General features: G+C 70.4%; 16 protein-coding genes. 5 read left to right on the top strand and 11 right to left on the bottom strand.

Translation table 11 applies throughout. From position 1 onward, the window contains the following. Positions 1-5 precede the first annotated feature (5 nt). The gene (gene pcrA, locus ABH941_RS12660; RefSeq protein ID WP_370129015.1) at positions 6-2,585 is read right to left on the bottom strand and encodes a DNA helicase PcrA; all 2,580 of its coding nucleotides are present in this window, start codon (positions 2,583-2,585) and stop codon (positions 6-8) included. Between the two features lie 231 nt (positions 2,586-2,816). Between pcrA and ABH941_RS12655 the strand changes: the two genes are divergently transcribed. Then, complete coding sequence (locus tag ABH941_RS12655) at positions 2,817-3,857, top strand: NlpC/P60 family protein (RefSeq protein ID WP_370129014.1); 1,041 nt, start codon at positions 2,817-2,819, stop codon at positions 3,855-3,857. A gap of 149 nt (positions 3,858-4,006) precedes the next feature. Here ABH941_RS12655 and ABH941_RS12650 read toward each other — a convergent pair whose 3' ends face one another. Together ABH941_RS12650 and ABH941_RS12645 are read right to left on the bottom strand one after the other, a co-directional pair. After that, positions 4,007-4,750 (bottom strand): LuxR C-terminal-related transcriptional regulator, encoded by a 744-nt coding sequence (locus tag ABH941_RS12650; RefSeq protein WP_370129012.1) that lies wholly within the window; start codon positions 4,748-4,750, stop codon positions 4,007-4,009. Next, positions 4,747-6,105 (bottom strand): PspC domain-containing protein, encoded by a 1,359-nt coding sequence (locus ABH941_RS12645; protein WP_370129062.1) that lies wholly within the window; start codon positions 6,103-6,105, stop codon positions 4,747-4,749. Before ABH941_RS12645 ends, ABH941_RS12650 begins: the two co-directional genes overlap by 4 nt. A gap of 228 nt (positions 6,106-6,333) precedes the next feature. Between ABH941_RS12645 and ABH941_RS12640 the strand changes: the two genes are divergently transcribed. Together ABH941_RS12640 and ABH941_RS12635 are read left to right on the top strand one after the other, a co-directional pair. Beyond that, positions 6,334-7,752 (top strand): PspC domain-containing protein, encoded by a 1,419-nt coding sequence (locus ABH941_RS12640; RefSeq protein WP_370129011.1) that lies wholly within the window; start codon positions 6,334-6,336, stop codon positions 7,750-7,752. Further along, the gene (locus ABH941_RS12635; protein ID WP_370129009.1) at positions 7,749-8,015 is read left to right on the top strand and encodes a hypothetical protein; all 267 of its coding nucleotides are present in this window, start codon (positions 7,749-7,751) and stop codon (positions 8,013-8,015) included. Before ABH941_RS12640 ends, ABH941_RS12635 begins: the two co-directional genes overlap by 4 nt. Here ABH941_RS12635 and ABH941_RS12630 read toward each other — a convergent pair. The 8 genes from ABH941_RS12630 to ABH941_RS12595 all read right to left on the bottom strand — a co-directional run bounded on the left by ABH941_RS12630 (position 7,946) and on the right by ABH941_RS12595 (position 15,663). Beyond that, a complete protein-coding gene (locus ABH941_RS12630; protein ID WP_370129008.1) occupies positions 7,946-8,488 on the bottom strand; it encodes a DoxX family membrane protein in 543 nt (180 codons plus the stop codon). The two genes, ABH941_RS12635 and ABH941_RS12630, sit on opposite strands and share 70 nt — an antisense overlap. A 109-nt stretch (positions 8,489-8,597) precedes the next feature. Next, the gene (locus ABH941_RS12625; RefSeq protein WP_370129006.1) at positions 8,598-9,389 is read right to left on the bottom strand and encodes a class II aldolase/adducin family protein; all 792 of its coding nucleotides are present in this window, start codon (positions 9,387-9,389) and stop codon (positions 8,598-8,600) included. Positions 9,390-9,584: 195 nt separating this feature from the next. Next, positions 9,585-11,189 (bottom strand): glutamine-hydrolyzing GMP synthase, encoded by a 1,605-nt coding sequence (gene guaA, locus ABH941_RS12620; protein WP_370129005.1) that lies wholly within the window; start codon positions 11,187-11,189, stop codon positions 9,585-9,587. Between the two features lie 106 nt (positions 11,190-11,295). Then, positions 11,296-11,586 (bottom strand): chorismate mutase, encoded by a 291-nt coding sequence (locus ABH941_RS12615; protein WP_370129003.1) that lies wholly within the window; start codon positions 11,584-11,586, stop codon positions 11,296-11,298. 1,014 nt (positions 11,587-12,600) lie between these two features. Continuing rightward, on the bottom strand, positions 12,601-13,227 hold the full coding sequence (locus tag ABH941_RS12610; RefSeq protein WP_370129002.1) for a TMEM175 family protein: 627 nt from the start codon (positions 13,225-13,227) through the stop codon (positions 12,601-12,603). A 115-nt stretch (positions 13,228-13,342) separates the two neighbouring features. Next, positions 13,343-14,374 carry a glycosyltransferase family 2 protein gene (locus tag ABH941_RS12605; RefSeq protein WP_370129001.1) on the bottom strand — a complete coding sequence of 344 codons (1,032 nt, stop codon included), beginning with the start codon at positions 14,372-14,374 and terminating at the stop codon, positions 13,343-13,345. A 126-nt stretch (positions 14,375-14,500) separates the two neighbouring features. Then, positions 14,501-14,959 (bottom strand): NUDIX domain-containing protein, encoded by a 459-nt coding sequence (locus tag ABH941_RS12600; protein ID WP_370129000.1) that lies wholly within the window; start codon positions 14,957-14,959, stop codon positions 14,501-14,503. Positions 14,960-14,967: 8 nt separating this feature from the next. Continuing rightward, positions 14,968-15,663: an HAD family hydrolase gene (locus tag ABH941_RS12595; protein ID WP_370128999.1), complete on the bottom strand. Its 696-nt coding sequence runs from the start codon at positions 15,661-15,663 to the stop codon at positions 14,968-14,970. A 360-nt stretch (positions 15,664-16,023) separates the two neighbouring features. Here ABH941_RS12595 and ABH941_RS12590 point away from each other — a divergent pair, with 360 nt between their 5' ends. Next, the gene (locus ABH941_RS12590; RefSeq protein WP_370128998.1) at positions 16,024-16,914 is read left to right on the top strand and encodes a hypothetical protein; all 891 of its coding nucleotides are present in this window, start codon (positions 16,024-16,026) and stop codon (positions 16,912-16,914) included. Positions 16,915-16,923: 9 nt separating this feature from the next. Next, on the top strand, positions 16,924-18,342 hold the full coding sequence (locus ABH941_RS12585) for a glycosyltransferase family 2 protein (RefSeq protein WP_370128997.1): 1,419 nt from the start codon (positions 16,924-16,926) through the stop codon (positions 18,340-18,342). Positions 18,343-18,355 lie beyond the last annotated feature (13 nt).

The following is an 18,355-nucleotide window of genomic DNA, read 5'->3' as shown; positions in this document are numbered from 1 at the left end:
GAGGATCAGAGCTTCTCCACCGGGGCGTAGCGCAACAGCAGCTGCTTGGTCCCCTCCGCTCCGAAGTCGATCGTCGCCTTGGCGTCGTCCGCCGGACCGCCCACGGCCACGACCGTGCCGAGGCCGAAGCGGTCGTGCGTCACCCGGTCGCCGACGGCCAGTGACAACGCCGCCCGCTCCTTGATCCGCCCCGCGCCGCGCCCCCAACCCGCGGGCGCCGATGACTTCTTGCCGCCGCCACCGCCACCGCCGCTGCCCCCGAAGGAGCCGCGCGCGGACGGAGCCGCCGCCGAGGACCGCTTCTCGTCCACCAGCGTCGTCGGGATCTCCTCCAGGAAGCGCGACGCCGGGTTGTACGAGGGCTGCCCCCAGGCACTGCGCAGCACCGCCCGTGACAGATACAGCCGTTCCCGCGCCCTGGTCAGCCCCACATAGGCCAGTCGGCGCTCCTCCTCCAGCTCCTTCGCCTGGCCGAAGGTCCGCATGTGCGGGAAGATCCCGTCCTCCATCCCGGTCAGGAACACCACCGGGAACTCCAGCCCCTTGGCCGTGTGCAGCGTCATCAGCGTGATGACGCCCTTGCTCTCACCGTCATCGTCATCCGGGCTTCCTCCTGATGTCCCGGACTGCTGCGCATCCGGGATCTGATCCGAGTCGGCCACCAGCGCCACCCGCTCCAGGAACGCGGCGAGACCGGTCGCGACCGGCTCCGCGTCGGGGTCAGCAGGCTCCGCCGCGGCCTCCTCCTGCTCGAACTCCAGGGCCACGGCCGCGAGTTCCTGCAGGTTCTCCACCCGGGTCTCGTCCTGGGGATCGGTCGACGCCTGGAGCTCCGCCAGGTAGCCGGTCTCCGCCAGGATGGCCTCCAGCACCGTCGCCGGTCCTGCTCCCGACTCTACGACCGAGCGCAGCTTCGCCAGCAGTTCATTGAACTTCTTCACCGCATTGAGCGAGCGCGCGGCCATCCCGTACGCCTCGTCGGCCCGCAGCAGCGCCTGTGCGAAGGAGATCCGCTCGCGCGAGGCCAGCGCCTCGACCATCGCCTCGGCCCGGTCCCCGATCCCGCGCTTGGGGACGTTGAGGATCCGCCGCAGCGGCACCGTGTCCTCGGGGTTGGCGAGCACCCGCAGATAGGCCAGCACGTCCCTGACCTCCTTGCGCTCGTAGAAGCGCACCCCGCCGACCACCTTGTAGGGCAGTCCGACCCGGATGAACACCTCCTCGAACACCCGGGACTGGGCGTTGGTGCGGTAGAACACCGCGACATCGCCCGGACGGGCCGCGCCGGAGTCGGTCAGCCGGTCGACCTCGTCGGCGACGAACTGCGCCTCGCCGTGCTCGTCGTCGGCGACATAGGCGGTGATCAGCTCGCCGTCGGCGCCGGCCGTCCACAGGTTCTTGGCACGGCGGTTGGTGTTGCGCTCGATCACCGCGTTGGCGGCGCTGAGGATGGTCTGGGTGGAGCGGTAGTTCTGCTCCAGCAGGATGGTGGTGGCGCTGGGGTAGTCCTCCTCGAAGTCGAGGATGTTGCGGATGGTCGCGCCGCGGAAGGCGTAGATCGACTGGTCCGCGTCACCGACCACGCACAGCTCGGCCGGGGGCACCGTGGCCAGCCCGGCCGCCGCCGGATTGACGAACTCGCCGTCCACCGTCTTCTTCGGCGCCGATCCGGCCGCACCCCCGGACAGCTCCCTGACCAGCATGTACTGGGCGTGGTTGGTGTCCTGGTACTCGTCCACCAGGATGTGCCGGAAGCGGCGGCGGTAGTACTCGGCGACGTCGGGGAACGCCTGGAGCAGGTGCACCGTGGTCATGATGATGTCGTCGAAGTCCAGAGCGTTGGCCTCGCGCAGCCGCGCCTGGTAGAGCCGGTACGCCTCCGCGAGCTTGCGCTCCATCGGGTTGGCGGCCTGACCGGCGTAGGTCTCCTCGTCGACGAGCTCGTTCTTGAGGTTGGAGACCTTCGCGGTGAACGCCTTCGGCGGGAACTGCTTGGGGTCCAGGTCGAGGTCCCGGCAGACCAGCGCCATCAGCCGCTGCGAGTCGGCGGAGTCGTAGATCGAGAAGCTGGAGGTGAAGCCCAGCTTCTTGCTCTCCCGGCGCAGGATCCGGACGCAGGCGCTGTGGAAGGTCGACACCCACATCGCCTTGGCCCGCGGCCCGACCAGGGCCTCGACCCGCTCGCGCATCTCGCCGGCGGCCTTGTTGGTGAAGGTGATCGCCAGGATCTCGCCCGGCTGCACCCCGCGCGCACCCAGCAGATAGGCGATCCGGTGGGTCAGCACCCGGGTCTTGCCGGACCCGGCGCCGGCCACGATGAGCAGCGGCGACCCCGCGTGCACCACGGCCTCGCGCTGCTGCGGGTTCATCCCGTCGAGCAGTACGGCCGGGTCGGTGACCGGACGCGGGGCGCCGTCGCGGTAGTACCCGTCGCGCTGCGGCGGGGGCGCGTCGAAACTGCCCGCGAACAGGTCGGCGGGCAGGTCCTCCTCGTAGGGGAGGTCGTCGTGCTCATGGTCCGCCGGCGGCTCCGCGGCGGAACCCTCCAGGCCCGGGAGGGGAATGTCATCAAAGAGGCTGCTCATCACCGACGAGTCTAGGCCGCCGCACCGACACTCCAGGCCGGTATGGGCGGACCGCCCTGCGGCAGGCACGGTCAGATGATCCGATTGATCGGCTTTCTGCACACCTATGAGCGGAACCAGTTCCCAAACCGTCGGAAAACTTCCCAACGGAACGATCAGTTCCGTATAACTTCGGCCAGCCTCGAACTCCACCCCTCGCCACCGGCTCCCGCCGGACTAGCGTCCCGGCCCATGGCGTCGCACCGAAAGCCAAGACCCAACCCGCTGGCCGCCGTCACCACCCGGGCCACCACCCGCACGGCGGTCACCCTGGCCACAGCCGCCGCCGCATCGGTCACCGTGTTCGCCCACCCCGGGCACGCCGACCCCAGGCCCACCGCCGCAGGCGTGAAGGAACAGGTCGACCAGCTCTACCAGCAGGCCGAGGCGGCGACCCAGGACTACGACGGCGCGGTGGCGAGGACCGCCGCCCTGGAGCAGCAGGCCGCACAGCTCCAGCAGCAGTCAGCCCGCACCCGCTCCGCCATGAGCACCCTGCAGACCCGCCTGGGGGCGGTCGCCGCCGCACAGTACCGGGGCGGCGGGGTCGACCCGGTGATCCAGCTGCTCACCAGTGCCCACCCGGACGACTTCCTGCAACGCGCCGGATCGCTGAGCCGGCTCAACTCCTCCGAGCAGCAACTGCTCGCCCAGTACGGAGTCCAGCAGCGCACCCTGGATCAGCAGCAGTCGGCCACCACCGCGCAGCTGGTCCAGCTCAAGGCCGCCCAGCAGCGCATCTCCGCCGCCCGTGCCCAGGTCCAGGCGAAGCTCGCCGCCGCCCGTCAGCTGCTCGGCACCCTCAGTCAGGCCCAGCAGGCCGGCCTGCACCAGGTCGGCGGCGGCACCGATCCGTCGGCGCAGACCGCCGAGGTCCCGGCCTCCGGCCGCGCCGCGTCCGCCGTCGCCTTCGCCCGCGCCCAGATCGGCAGGCCCTACGTCTGGGGTGCGGCCGGGCCCGACGCCTTCGACTGCTCAGGGCTGATCCAGGCCGCCTGGGCCGCCGCCGGGGTCTCCCTGCCGCGCACCACCTACGACCAGATCAACGCCGGGCAGCGGATCCCGGTCGGTCAACTCCAACCCGGCGACCTGGTCTTCTACTACTCCGGTATCAGCCATGTCGGCATGTACGTCGGCAACCACCAGATCATCCACGCCCCGCACCCCGGCGCGTCGGTGGAGTACGCGCCGGTCGACGAGATGCCCATCAGCGGAGCGGTCCGGCCCGGGTAGGGGCAGCGTTGTCGGGTGCGGCTCGCGCGTAGCTTGTCGCGCAGTTCCCCGCGCCCCTATGGGGCTGCAACTGAACCGACGTGGGCAAGTCGCACTATCAGGGGCGCGGGGAACTGCGCCCAACCGTGCAGACGCCGCACCCGACAGAGTCAGACCAGCCGGCGCGCCGTCGCCCAGCGGGTCAGCTCATGACGGTTGCTCAGCTGGAGCTTGCGCAGCACCGCCGAGACATGGCTCTCCACCGTCTTCACCGAGATGAACAGCTGCTTGGCGATCTCCTTGTAGGCGTACCCGCGGGCGATCAGCCGCAGCACCTCGCGTTCGCGCTGGGTCAGCCGGTCCAGGTCCTCGTCCACCGGCGGGGTGTCGGTGGCGGCGAAGGCGTCCAGCACGAACCCGGCCAGCCGCGGCGAGAACACCGCGTCGCCGTCGGCGACCCGGAAGATCGCGTCGACCAGATCGGTGCCGGTGATGGTCTTGGTGACATAGCCGCGGGCACCGCCCCGGATCACGCCGATGACGTCCTCGGCCGCGTCGGAGACCGACAGGGCCAGGAACCGCACCGCCTCCGCGCCCTCCGGCGAGGTCGCCGGCGCGGTGCCGCCGGGCATCAGCGGGGCGCAGCGCCGCAGCACCTCCACCCCGCCGCCGCCCGGCAGATGGACGTCGAGCAGCACCACGTCGGGCCTGGTCGCGGTCACCACCGCGACGGCCTGCTCCACATCGGCGGCCTCACCGACGACGTCCACGCCGGTGCGCTCGGTCTGCCCGATCTCGGCGCGCACGCCGGTACGGAACATCCGGTGGTCGTCCACCAGCACCACCCGCGCCCTGCGCTCGGTACCGCCGTCGCCCTCGGTCCCGGCAGCCATCTCGTCCCCGCCCGTCGTCATTGCTCGCCCGCCCTCTCCATCTCAAGTTCGACCTCGGTACCGCCGGCGGGAGCCGGACGCACCCGCGCATGCCCGCCGTTGCGCTGCATCCGACCGATGATCGATCCGCGCACGCCCATCCTGTCCTCCGGCACAGAGTCCAGGTCGAAACCGGGGCCGCGGTCGCGGACGAACACCCAGACGGTGTTCCCCTCGACCTCGGCGTACATCGAGACCGGCTCGCCGCCACCGTACTTGGCCGCGTTGACCAGCGCCTCCCTGGCGGCCTGCAACTGCACCACCAGTCCCTCGTCCATCGGGCAGTCGCCGACGACGATCACCTCGACCGGCACCCCGTGCAGGTCCTCGACCTCGGCGGCGACCTTGCGGGCGCACTCGGCGAGGGTGTCCGCCGCCGCCTCGGCCTCGTCGGCGCCGGACGGCCGGCGGTAGAGCCACTGCCGCAGGTCGCGTTCCTGGGCCCGGGCCAGCCGGGTCACCTCCTTGGGGTCCTCGGCGTTGCGCATGATCAGGGTGAGCGTGTGCAGCACGGAGTCGTGCAGATGGGCGGCCACCTCCGCGCGTTCCTGCGCCCTGATCCGCTCGCCGCGCTCGGTGCCCAGGTCCTGCCACATCCGCAGCAGATAGGGGCCGCCCAGCAGCAGCGCCCCGGCCAGGACGGCGAGGACGGCCTGCGCGACCTTGGCGAAGTCGGAGAGCGTCCCGGAGACGAACAGGAAGCCGACCACCCCGGCGGCGACCAGCAGCACCCCGGCCAGGGTCCGCAGCAGGGTGGTGCTGCGCTTGCTCTCGCCGAGCGAGAACCAGCGCGCCCAGCGCGCGTCGTCGGCCTGCCGCCACACCACGGCGACGCCGAGACCGGCCAGCAGTATCGGCCAGATGTAGGGCGAAGTCGCCTGCTTGGTCACGGTGTTGAGGAACACCAGCAGCCCGGCGACGACGGCGATCAGCGCCAGCAGCGGGCCCCGGTGCTCCTCGTCCTCCGCCGATCCCGGCCCCGTCGCCGGACGGGTCGAGCCCGCGCCCGGGGCGCTCCGCCCGTCCACGGTCGGCTCGCCCTGGAGGGTCTGCTGCAGCAGCTGCCGGACCCGCCGCAGCCCGCGCTGCTGCTTCTCCAGCGAGTACGGGCCGATGTTCCCGACCTGCCAGGTCGTCGCGGGCGGCGCCCCGGCGCGCAGCCCCATCGGCACCGCGAACCAGAAGGCCGCGTACAGCAGCGCACCCAGCCCGTTGCCCAGCAGCAGCACCACGAACGCCACCCGGACCCAGAACCGGCCGACGCCGAGGTGTGCGGCGAGCCCGTTGGCCACCCCGCCGAGCATCCGCCCGTCGGGGATCCGGTACAGCTTGCGCACCGGTGCGGGTCCCGGCGGGAGCTCCGGCGCGGGAGCGGGTCCGGGCGCAGGTCCGGGCGCGGGCACGGAGGCCGGCGCCTGCGCGGGGTCGGGGTTGAAGTCGGTGGCTGCCACACCACGATCGTCACACGTCCGGAGCGCTCCGGGTATCTGCCGAGGGGGTATCTCAGGGTCCGCTCAGGGAGATGCCTGATGGGCTCCGGGCCCCGTTGGCAGCAGGATGGGGTTATGAAGGACGACACGCCTCCACCGCAGGCACCACCTCCGGCCGGCCCGCAACCGGCCCGCGCCGCGCGGCCCCCGCTGGAGCGCAGCCGCGACCGCCGCGTGGTGGCCGGGGTCTGCGGCGGTCTGGGGCGACACCTGGACATCGACCCGGTGGTGTTCCGGGTGGTGATCGCCGTGCTCTGCCTGTCCGGCGGCGTCGGCCTGTTCATCTACGGCCTGGCCTGGCTGATCGTCCCGGTCGAGCAGACCAGGCGGAACGAGCTGCAGCGGCTGCTGTCAGGCCGGGTGGACGGCCAGTCGCTGGGCGCGGTGCTGGTGACCGTGCTGGGCACCGGCATCTTCTTCTCCTACATGGGCAGCACCGGCCACATCTTCCCGCTGACCCTGATCGCTCTGCTGGCCTTCGCCGCGCTGCGCTACGACCCGGCCAAGCACCCGCGCCGCTGGGAGCAGCCGGTCACCGGTGCGGCCGAGGAGGCCGAGTCGGCCGGGGGCGGCGTGGAGGGCTCGGTCTTCGGTCTGAAGTTCCGCACCAGCCCGCCGTCGGCGCCGCCGGAGCAGCCCACCGTCCCGGTTCCGCCGCCGGCCCCGGCCTGGTGGCAGCGCGCCGACCCGATGGCCAAGCACTCCGCGGAGGAGGACGGCGCCACCGACACGCTGCCGCAGGACGGCCTGCCTGAAGACGGCATGGCCAAAGACGGCACACCCACCGATGCCGTCCCGAGCGACAACCCCCCGTACTCCCCGCCCTCGCCCCCGCCACCCCCACCGGCCCCTGCCTTCGCGCCGGTTCCGGCCCCCCGGCGGACCCGTCAGCGCTCCTTCCTCGGCTCGGCCTTCTTCTTCCTCGCCGTCATCACCGGCAGCGCCGTCTGGTGGGTCGCCGCCAAGGACAACCGCCCGGTCAACGTCCTGGCCGTGCTCGCCGCCGCGCTGCTGGTGCTGGGGCTGGGCATGGTCGTCTGCTCCCTCTGGGGCCGGGGCCGCAGCCTGGCGGTGTGGGCGACGCTGCTCACCCTCGCCGTCGCCGCCGTCGGCGCGGGGCCGGTCCACCTGCGCACCGCGTACCAGCACCAGACCTGGATCCCGGTCACCGCGGCCGCGGTGCAGCCGGGCTACCAACTGGACGGCGGCGACGCCACCCTCGACCTCAGCGGCGCCGCGCCGACCGCCGGGCAGACCGTGAGCACCAGGGTCCACCTCGGCTTCGGCAAGCTCACCGTGATCGTGCCGCCGGGAACCGAGCTCAAGATCGACGCCCATGTCGGCATCGGCAGCATCCGGCTCCCGGACGACAGCGGCGCCGGAGGCGTCTCGACCAACCGCACCACGGACATCGCCCCCGAGGCCGCCGCCAAGCACGGCACCGTCAGCCTCGATCTGAACGTCGGGGTCGGAGACCTGGAGGTCACCCAGTGAAGCGTCATCAGCTCGATCTGTTCTCGCTGATCGCGGGACTGGCCTTCGTCGCCATCGCCGTGCTCTACCTGCTGGACGCCGCCGGGCAGCTGAGTGTGAACGGCCGGCTGGTGATCCCGCTGCTGCTGATCGCCCTGGGCGTGGCCGGGCTGGCCGGGGCCGTCCACCGGATGGCCCGCGGCCAGCGGGACCGCTACGAGGACCTCTCCACCGACCGTGACTCGCTCGGGCTGCTCGACGACGAGTCCGAACGCACGCCCTGAGCCCCCGCCGACCGGCGCCGCCGGGACGCCAGCCACCCGTCCAGGGACAGGTACGGCATCCCGGCCAGCAGCAGCGGCACCCACGCCATCAGATAGATCAGGTCATTGCCCAGGTAGTAGGGCTGCACCTGCCAACTCACAGTCAGGAAGAAGCTGAGGTTCAGCAGCACCCCGCCCAGCGCCGCCACCCGCCCCAGCAGCCCGAACAGCGCCCCGAGGCCCACGGCCAGCTCGCCTATCGCGATGGCCAGGGCGAAGGCGGTGGGCGCCTTCAGCGCCAGGTCCAGCAGCGGCCCGATGGGGCTGCCGGACTTGACCCCCTGGGTCATCGACGCGAAGGAGGTCGGATCGCTCAGCCCGGCCAGATAGTGCGAGTCGGTGAGCTTGTCCAGCCCGGCATAGATGAAGGTCACCCCCAGGAACAGCCGGAGCGGCAGCAGCGCATACCGTGTCGCCTTCTCTGACAGATCCATGCTCTATCTCCGCCTCTCCGAGCCCGCCTTGCGTACACCAGAGCACTACGCAAGGAGAGGGCGCGAAGTTCAATCAGCGCGCCCCCTTCGTTCCGGTACCGCCGCGCGGCTACTCGAACGCGCCGACCAGCGCGTCCTCGTGTCCGGCGACCAGCGGCTGGTAGTTGATCCAGGCCACCAGGTCGTTGCCGAGCTGGTCCCGGGTGATCACCGCGTTCTCATGGTCCACCAGAACCGGCTTGCCCGCCGCTCTGGCCATCAACTGCACCTGGCAGGACCGCTCCATGGTGATGAACCACCAGGCGGCCGCGTCCACCGAGTCGCCCACGGTCAGCAGCCCGTGGTTGCGCAGGATGACGGCCTTGTGGCCGGCCAGCGCGGCGGCTATCCGGCGGCCCTCCTCCCGGTCCAGGACGACGCCCGTGTAGTCGTCGAACAGCGCGTGGTTCTCGTAGAAGGCGCAGACGTCCTGGGTGATCGGCTCCAGCAGCTCGCCCAGCGCGGACAGCGTCTTGCCGTGGATGGAGTGGCTGTGCGCCGCCGCGACCACCTCCGGACGGGCGGCGTGCACCTGCGAGTGGATCGCGAAGGCGGCGGCGTTCACATGGTGGCGGCCCTGCACGACCTGTCCGTCGTGGTTCACCAGGATCAGATCGCTGACCGTGATCCGCTTGAACGACATCCCGAACGGGTTCACCCAGAAGTGGTCGGTCCACTCGGGATCGCGAGCGGTGATGTGCCCGGCCACGCCCTCCTCGAAGCCGAACTTCCCGAACAGCCGCAGCGCCACCACCAGCCGCTCCTTGCGGTGCTGCCGCTCCTCCTCGACGGTCTCGAACTTCTGCGGCAGCGCGAACTGCAACTGGTCCAGGGGCACGGGGGACGGAGGCGGGTTGGTCATCGCGGGCTCTCCTAGCGGGGTGGATTCCTCGCAGGGAAGCTACCCCCCGGTAGGTGGAATGACCAGGGCCTTCGTCCGACAACCTGATGCGGGATCAGCCGGCCGGGAACACCCAACCGGGATGCCCGAAAACAACCCTGCCGCCACCCGAACGAATGTCGAGTGGCGGCAGCGTTGACGATGCGTTCGAGTGGGCTACTCCCACTCGATGGTGCCCGGGGGCTTGCTGGTCACGTCCAGTACGACCCGGTTCACGTCCGGGACCTCGTTGGTGATCCGCGTCGAGATCTTGGCCAGCACCTCGTAGGGGACCCGGGACCAATCGGCCGTCATGGCGTCCTCGGAGGAGACCGGGCGCAGCACGATCGGGTGGCCGTAGGTGCGGCCGTCGCCCTGCACGCCGACCGAGCGGACGTCGGCGAGCAGCACCACCGGGCACTGCCAGATCGAGCGGTCCAGGCCGGCCGCGGTCAGCTCGGCGCGGGCGATGGCGTCGGCCTCGCGGAGCAGGTCCAGCCGGTCCTTGGTGACCTCGCCGACGATGCGGATGCCGAGCCCCGGACCGGGGAAGGGCTGCCGCTGGACGATCTCCTCGGGCAGGCCGAGCTCGGCGCCGACCATCCGGACCTCGTCCTTGAACAGCTTGCGCAGCGGCTCGACCAGCTGGAACTGCAGGTCCTCGGGGAGGCCGCCGACATTGTGGTGCGACTTGATGTTGGCGGTGCCGGTGCCGCCGCCGGACTCCACCACGTCCGGGTAGAGGGTGCCCTGGACCAGGAACTCCACCGACTCGCCGGAGGCGCCGGCCTCGGCCACGATCTCGCTGGCGGCCTGCTCGAAGACCCGGATGAACTCCCGGCCGATGATCTTGCGCTTCTGCTCCGGGTCGGACACCCCGGCCAGCGCGGTCAGAAAGCGCTCCTCGGCGTCGACGACCTTCAGCTGCACGCCGGTGGCCGCCACGAAGTCCTTCTCGACCTGCTCGGACTCGCCCTTGCGCATCAGCCCGTGGTCGACGTACACGCAGGTCAGCTGATTGCCGACGGCCTTCTGCACCAGCGCGGCGGCGACCGCGGAGTCCACGCCGCCGGAGAGCCCGCAGATGGCGCGCTTGTCGCCGACCTGGGCGCGGATCAGCGCGACCTGCTCGTCCACCACATTGGTCGTGGTCCAGGACGGGGCGATGCCGGCGCCGCGGTAGAGGAAGTGCTCCAGGATCTGCTGGCCGTGCGTGGTGTGCAGCACCTCGGGGTGGTACTGCACGCCGTAGAGCTTACGGGCGTCGTCCTCGAACGCGGCGACCGGGACCACCTCGGTGGAGGCGGTGACGGTGAACCCGGGAGGAGCGGCGGAGCAGGCGTCGCCGTGCGACATCCACACCGACTGCTCGGCCGGGGTCCCCTCGAACAGGGTCGACCCGGGACGGGAGACGGTCAGCCCGGTCCGGCCGTACTCACGGGCGCCGCTGTTGTCGACGGTGCCGCCGAGCGCCACGGCCATCAGCTGGAAGCCGTAGCACATGCCGAAGACCGGCACCCCGGCCTCGAAGATCGCCAGCTCCAGCACCGGGGCGCCCTCGGCGTACACCGAGGAGGGCCCGCCGGAGAGGATGATCGCCGCGGGCCTCCTGGCCAGCATCTCGGCGACCGGCATGCTCGACGGGACGATCTCGCTGTAGACCCGGGCCTCGCGGACCCGGCGCGCGATGAGCTGGGCGTACTGGGCGCCGAAGTCGACGACGAGCACGGTGTCCTGCGTTTGCGGGGTCGTCGACTGATGGTCGGGGGTCGCGATTGCCACAGGGCGGCCTTCCGGCGGTGCGATGGGGGGAATCCCATCCTACCGTCGCCCGCGCACCCCTCTGCTCAGCCGTCGCCCCGCGCTCCCCCGACCCCGGCGTGACCCCTCAGGCCCGGCCCCGGCACAGCTCCAGCAACTGCATCGCGACCTCGGTACCCTGCGGGCCCAGCGCGGCACGGTAACGGGCCAGGATCTCCAGCTCGCGGTTGAGCGCGAGCCGCGGGCCGCCGGTGGTGATCCGGGCGGACTGGACCTCGGCGGACACGCCCATCCGCTGCCGGACCAGTTCGATGATGCGCTGGTCCAGCTCGTCGATGCGCCCGCGCGCCTCGGCGATCACCGCCTGGGCCTGCTCGGCAGTGAGTTCCCCGGTGCTGGTGGTGGTGATGCGGTCCATGAACTGTTCTCCCTCGGATACGACGGCGGGGGGCCGAGCATGGCGCCGGGGAGACGACAGGCGCCCCGGGCCGATGGCCCGGGGCGCCTGTGTGATGTCTGGCTGTCCTGATGTCAGACGGCATCACCATGGCGACCGGGGCTTCCGGTGCCATAGCTAAAGTTGAACGCCGCGCAGAACATGGCGGTCATCATAGCGGCTTCACTCGTTCGCCGGGTACCAGAAACCGTGACCCCTCATCAGGAGAATCGTTGTTCCCCATGACCGTACGGGGTTCACGTCCCGGCCAGTGACGTGCTCCCAGCCCCCTTCCGGGGGACGTGTACGGCGAGCAGGACCACGCGTGGAGTGTCACAACAGTCCGCCGACGCGATGAGACTCGCCCTTACCGGTGTGTCGTGGGACCTCGCGCCGACGCCTCGACCGGGCAGCAGGGGACAGCCGCCCGGTCATGACTGAAGTGATCTGTTGTGAAGGGGCGGTCGGCACCGGGGACGCTCGGCTCCGACCGCCCCGGATCAGTCCCCGTCCCCGGCGCACATCCCACTGCGCACCCCCTCGCGCTTCCCCTCGCAGAGCGTAACGTCGGCACCGCACCGCCCTCAGGGGCACCGACGCACGTCGGTTCACAGAAAACGACTATGCCGATGTGTGCCGAACCAGTTGCGCAACACCGGCCATATCCCCCACGATGCTGGTGAGGGGGTGGCATTGAGGCAGCGGATCGGCACTGGGGAACACCGCCTCCAGCAGGCCGGGAAACCGCTCCGAACGGACTCTCGCCAGTCACTCACAGTAGTTGAATCGGCCCCGTGGGCCAACCACCCACCTCGCCGTCCCTGCCCAGAGGCGCATGCCCGATGCGCGCGCCCCCTGCCCAGGTGAACCCAGAACCAACTGACAAACGGCACCCCTCCCCCGGTGCCGTTCCCGCAGCACCGGCGCTGCCCTGACGCCGGTTGCCGCAGATTGAGGGCCCCGTCTTCCCCCGCGGGGCCCTCGGTCGTTGCCCGGCTACTCCGCCGCCGAGTCCGTATCGGGCCTGGTCGGCACATGCAGCTGGTTGAAGGCGTAGTAGATCGCGACGACTCCATGGAGCGCGAGGGTCAACAGCGCGTTCACGAAGGAGAAGCCCACCAGGATCGGGTACACCACCGTCCCCAGCGCGAACCGCACCCGCGTCGCCTTGGCCCGCACCTCATCCACCCGCGCATCGAACAGATGCCCGGTCCGGGTCAGCCACCACCACAACGTCGTGAACGTCAACGCATGCACCACCATGAACCCGCCATAGAGCGCCACCGCCAACCGCGCCTCCTTCGGCTGGGTCAGATAACTCGACACCACCGACGTGGCCCACGGCAACGCCGAAACCCCCATCAACAGCAACAGGTTCAGGAACACCAGTGTCCGGTCCACCCTGGCGACAAAACTGAAGACCTGGTGGTGGTTGGCCCACATGATGCCAATGACGAGGAAACTGACCACATAGGCGTCGTACTGCGGCCACAGATGGGCCAGTTGATACGCGAGGCTCTTCCCGGAATCCTGCGACGGCGTCTTGACGTCCAGGATCAGCAACGTGATGGCAATCGCGAACACCCCGTCGCTGAACGCCTCCACCCGCCCCGACTCGTTCATACCCTCCCCCTCCGGTCTGGGGGCATCGTGCCATGTCGGCGACGACAATCACCCAGCCTCTGCGGCCCCGTCACCGGAACGCACGTCGCCCTGAGGCGAAGCGCTCGGCGTCCCCTTAGCGGCCCCCGCCGCGGAGTCGGCGGCGCGCTGCCACGTAGAAGCGGTGCAGGCGGTGGACTGCTATGAAGGCGCGCATGCGGTTCGCCAGGGTGAGGCGGTACTTGATGCGGAGGGGGCCCTTGAGGCCGGTGAGGTGTTCGGTGCCGATCGCCTGCAGTAGGCGGGTGACGTGCTGCTGGTAGGCCACTCGGTACGCCGCGTCGCCGTCCGCCACCAGCCAGAAGAACTTCGGGATCTCCTCGACCAGGGTGTTGGCGTCGTAGGAGCGCAGGTAGTCGCGGTACTCCGGCTCGGGGTGGGCGAGCAGCCACTCCCGGACCAGCTCGATCGAGCGGACCCGGTCGACCAGACTCCTGGGGTCGGTCATCTGGGTGATCGACACCTCGCCGGTCTCGCGCACGCGCCAGTGGTAGATCGGCTCGGACAGCACGTCCACCGAGGCGGCGAGGAAGTGCAGCGGGACGCTGACCGGGGCGTCCTCGTACAGGATGCCCTCGGGGTAGAGGACGCCGGCGGCGTCGAAGAAGCTGCGGCGGTAGACCTTGTTCCACGCGGTGCGGTCGGTGACCAGCGCCGGGGTCGCGGTGATGTGGGTCTTGAGCCGGGTCTCCTTGAACGGCTTGATGTGGACGCCGGACGGGGAGTACCCCTCCGAGTTGAACCGCAGTGCGTTGCCGGTGACGAAGTCCGAGCCGGTCTCGTCCAGCGTGCCGACCATCAGCTGGTAGGCGTTGGGCGGCAGGGTGTCGTCGCTGTCCACGAACGTCAGGTACTCGGTGTCGGCGCCGATGTGCCGCCAGCCGGTGTTGCGGGCCGCCCCGAGGCCCTTGTTCTCCTGCTGGACCAGCCGGAACCGCGGGTCCTTCGCGACGAAGGCCTCGGCGATCGCCGCGCTGGAGTCGGTCGAGCCGTCGTCGACCAGGACGCACTCGAAGTCCCCGAAGGTCTGGGCGGCGATCGAGTCGAGGCACTCCTCGAGGTAGCGCTCGACGTTGTAGATCGGGACGACGACGGAGAGACGGGGCATCGGCTGCGCGAGCCTTTCGTTCAGGGACGTGTTGCCAGTCACAGAATATGGACGATCGAGATGGCGTGTTCCCCTATTCCAGCACGACGGGTGGTTACGCCGCGATGGCGGAGCAATGTGCCTCTGTCACCCCGCGCCGGCGCCGCGGCCGAAGAGCGCAAGGGTCCCGGCGAGCTGGGAGTGCTGCGGCTGGGGCAGCGAGTCCAGGGTGAACCAGCCGAGGGCGTCGAACTTGTGGGGCTCGCCGATGGAGACCCGGTCCGGGTCGACCCGGACGGCGAACAGCACCGCGACCCAGTGCGAGACCGGCTCGCCGCGCAGGATGTTGCGCACGCCCAGGGTCTCGACGGCCAGGGCCTCCGCCAGGTACTCCTCGCGGACCTCGCGCCGCACCGCCGCCTCGAAGGACTCCCCGTGCTCCAGCGCCCCGGCGCCGGTGTCCCAGGTCCCCGGCTCGTCCCGCGCGCCCTCACTGCGCCGGGCCAGCAGGATCCGTCCCCGGCCGTCGTGGCAGACGAAGACACAGGACACCACGGGCTCGGTGAGCGCCCGCTCGGCCGGGCGTTCGGATGGGGTTCCAGTCATCACAACTCTCAGAAGTGGTCGAGGAGTTCGCGGAAGAAACGCAGGTGCAGCACTCCGCCGTCGGCGGGGTCCAGCTCGCTGTGCTCCAGCGCCCAGGTGTGCTCGTGGGGGATGAAGACGGCGCCCATGCCCGCCTGGCGGGCCGGCAGGATGTCCGACTTCGGCGAGTTGCCGATCATCCAGCTGTCGGCGGGCGCGAGCGCGTGCGTCTCCAGGAAGTCCCGGTAGGTCCGACTGTCCTTCTCCTGGACGATCTCGATGGCCCGGAAGTGGTGCGCCAGCCGTGAGGCGTCGATCTTGCGCCGCTGTTCCTGCGGGTCGCCCTTGGTGAGCATCAGCAGGCTGTGCCGACTGCCGAGGTCCGCGAGCGTCTCCGGGACATCCGAGATCAGCTCCACCCGGTGGTCGACCAGGACGGCGGCCAGGCTCTCGATCTCCGCGCGCTCCCCCGCCGTGGCCGGCCGACCCCGCAGCGCCTGGACGCAGTCGGCCAGACTGCGCAGCAGCATCCGGCTGCCGTACCCGTGGGCGACGGCGTTGGCCGCCTGGATCTCGTCCAGGACGGCACGCAACTGGAGCTGGTCCAGCGTGGGGTGCCGGAGCCAGCTCAGGGAGTCGGCGATGACCCGCTCGAACAGGACGTTGTTCTCCCAGAGGGTGTCGTCCGCGTCAAAGACGAGTGTCTGATGGTCATCACGCCGCATCGAAGCCCCCGGGGTGTGTCGGTCCTGGCGCGACCCTAACCGGCGTGCCGCCGGCCCTGCCCAAATTTTCGAGGGCCCGGGCATGACACCGCCCGCGCCGTCGGTTCATCCGTCGGTGCGGGCGGGTTCTGATCGGAAACCTAGCGGCCAGTGATCCCAACCAAAGCCGCTTCCAGCAAATGTGACCTACGTCGCTCAACTGGAGAGGCGGCTTTGGCCGGCGAGCACGCACGGGAGCCTGGGTGACAGTTGTGAAAACCTTGGCTCTAGAGTTTGAGCCTAGGTCTATTGTGCGACTCGCGCCGAGTGCGGTGTCCACGTACCTGCGCCAGCCGATCGGCCCGACCAGGGGGAAAGCTCATGAGTACCGATTCACATCTGTCCCCACGCCCGGCCGACGTGCCGACCCTCTACCGGGCAGCCTCCTATGTGGCCATCGGGTGGGCGGCGATTCTTCTGGTTCGTGCACTCTACAACTGCTTTGCGGTGGTCGGGCCGGGACAGTTCCTGCTGGGGATCGTCTACTACGGCTCCCACGGCGGCAGCGGTCAGGCCGAGACCTCCAGCTTCGACTACGCGATCCTCTACGCCGTCGGCGGCCTGTTCATCCTTCGCGGCAGCCACTGGGCGCGCGGGCTGGTCTGCGGAGTCGCGGCGGTCGAGGGCTACAACCGGCTGCGCAGCCTCACCGGGGCGTTGTTCGACCCCGCACAGCGTCCCTGGTTCACCGGGCAGCTCACGGGTCAACTGCTGCTGGCGACGCTGATCGTGGGAGTCCTGGTCACCATCGCCCTGGTGATCATGCTGTCGCGGCGGGTCGGCGCGCACGTCCCGTGGCAGCCGCCGCCGAGCCCGTGGACGGCGGCCGCGCAGGCCGCCATGTATCCGACGCAGCAGGGAGCACCGCAGTACGCCCCGCAGCCCGTCCCCCAGCAGCAGGCGCCGCAGCAGCACTACTACCCGCAGCAGGCGGCTCCGCAGGGGTACGCGCCGAGCGCCGCTCCGCAGCAGGCATACCAGCAACTGCCGCAGCCACAGGGGCAGCCGCCGCAGGGACCGACCCTCCCGCCCTATGTCGCACCGCCCGCGGCAGCCACTCCGCCCCCCACCCAGCTGTCCACCCCGCAGCCGCAGCAGCCTCCGCAGCAACAGCCGAAGCCGGCCGAGCCGAGCGACGCCGTTCCCCTGTCCGACGAGGCCACCACCCGGTTCCGGGCGGTACCGCCGAAGCCGACGTCTCCCACGTCGTAGAGCCGATCCATGTCCAGACAGAGCAGCAAGCTGGCCCGCCGCATCGACTACTGGCGCCCCGGCATCGTCCCCTTCGCTCTTCCGTTCACCCTGCTGACGGGATGGGGGCTGTGGACGTACCGGCCCAACGGCACCCCGCTCGGCTGGATCCTCACCATCGTCTGGTCGCTGCCGGCCATCGGTGTGCTGGTGGGGCTTCAGGGAGCGGTGCTGATCCGCCGACGGCACCGGCGCAGGCATGAGATGGCTCCGCCGGCCGAGGTCTCGAACGACCTGCTGATCGTGCTGGTGCCGACCATCGGACGGCATGACACCTACCCGGCGCTGGAACGCTCGGTGCAGTCCTATGTGGAGCACCTCCCGCTCTACTTCACCCAGTTACGCATTGACGTGCTCACCGAGGAGGGCTGCGAGGCCGAGGAGCGGATCGACCGGCTGGCGGCGACCGACCCGCTGATCCGCGTGGTCAGCGTCCCCCGGAGCTACCGCACCGCCAACGGGACCCGTTTCAAGGCGCGGGCGAACCACTACTCCCACGAGCTGCGGATCGAGGAGGGCGAGGCACGCGACGAGGTGTGGGTCCTGCACATGGACGACGACACCGGCGTGGGCCCCGACACCGCGGCGGCCCTGGCCCAGTTCATCAACCGCCAGCGCCGGGCCACGCCGGACGAGGTCAAGCACATGGCGCAGGGCATCCTCACCTATCCGCGCGAGCACGCGGCGAACCGCTTCACCTGGTTCGCCGACTCGGTGCGCCCCGCCGACGACATCGCCCGCTTCCGGGCGCTCACCGGAACCGGCACCCCCATCGCCGGAGTGCACGGCGAACTGCTGGTGCTCAGAGCCTCGGTGGAGGCCACCATCGGCTGGGACTTCGGCCCCAAAGCCATCGTCGAGGACGCACAGCTGGCGCTGACCTTCTGCAGCCGCTACCCGGGCCGCAGCGACTGGTTCAACGGCCGCTGCTACGGGGCCTCCCCGGCGACCGTGCGCGACTTCGTCAAGCAGCGCGAGCGCTGGTCCTGGGGGCTGGTCGCGCTGTGCTTCAACCGGACCATCCCGCTGCGGCACCGCTGGTTCCTCGCGGTGTGCGTGGCGACCTGGATCCTGGGACCGCTGCAGCACATCGGCATGATCCTGGCGTTCGCCTGGCTCAGCGGAAGCATGAACACCTCGCCCGTGGCGCAGTCGATCGTGCTGCTCTGGGCGCTGAACTTCGCCTATGTCATCTGGACCTACTGGGAGGGGCTGCGGCTCAACAGCCTGGTCTCGCGCGGCGGGCACCGTCACTGGTGGGAGCCGGTGGCCGTGGTCGCCCTGATACCGGTCTTCTCGGTGCTCGAAGGACTGGGCGGGTTCCGCGGCTTCCTGAAGTTCATCCGCGGCGAGGAGAACCAGTTCGTCGTCATCGCCAAACCGGTCTGACCGGTTCCGAATC

It is taken from the genome of Streptacidiphilus sp. EB103A, from assembly GCF_041261405.1.
Lineage (GTDB): Bacteria > Actinomycetota > Actinomycetes > Streptomycetales > Streptomycetaceae > Streptacidiphilus.
Note: the sequence above shows the minus strand (reverse complement) of the source record. Positions and strands in the feature narration are given on the sequence as shown.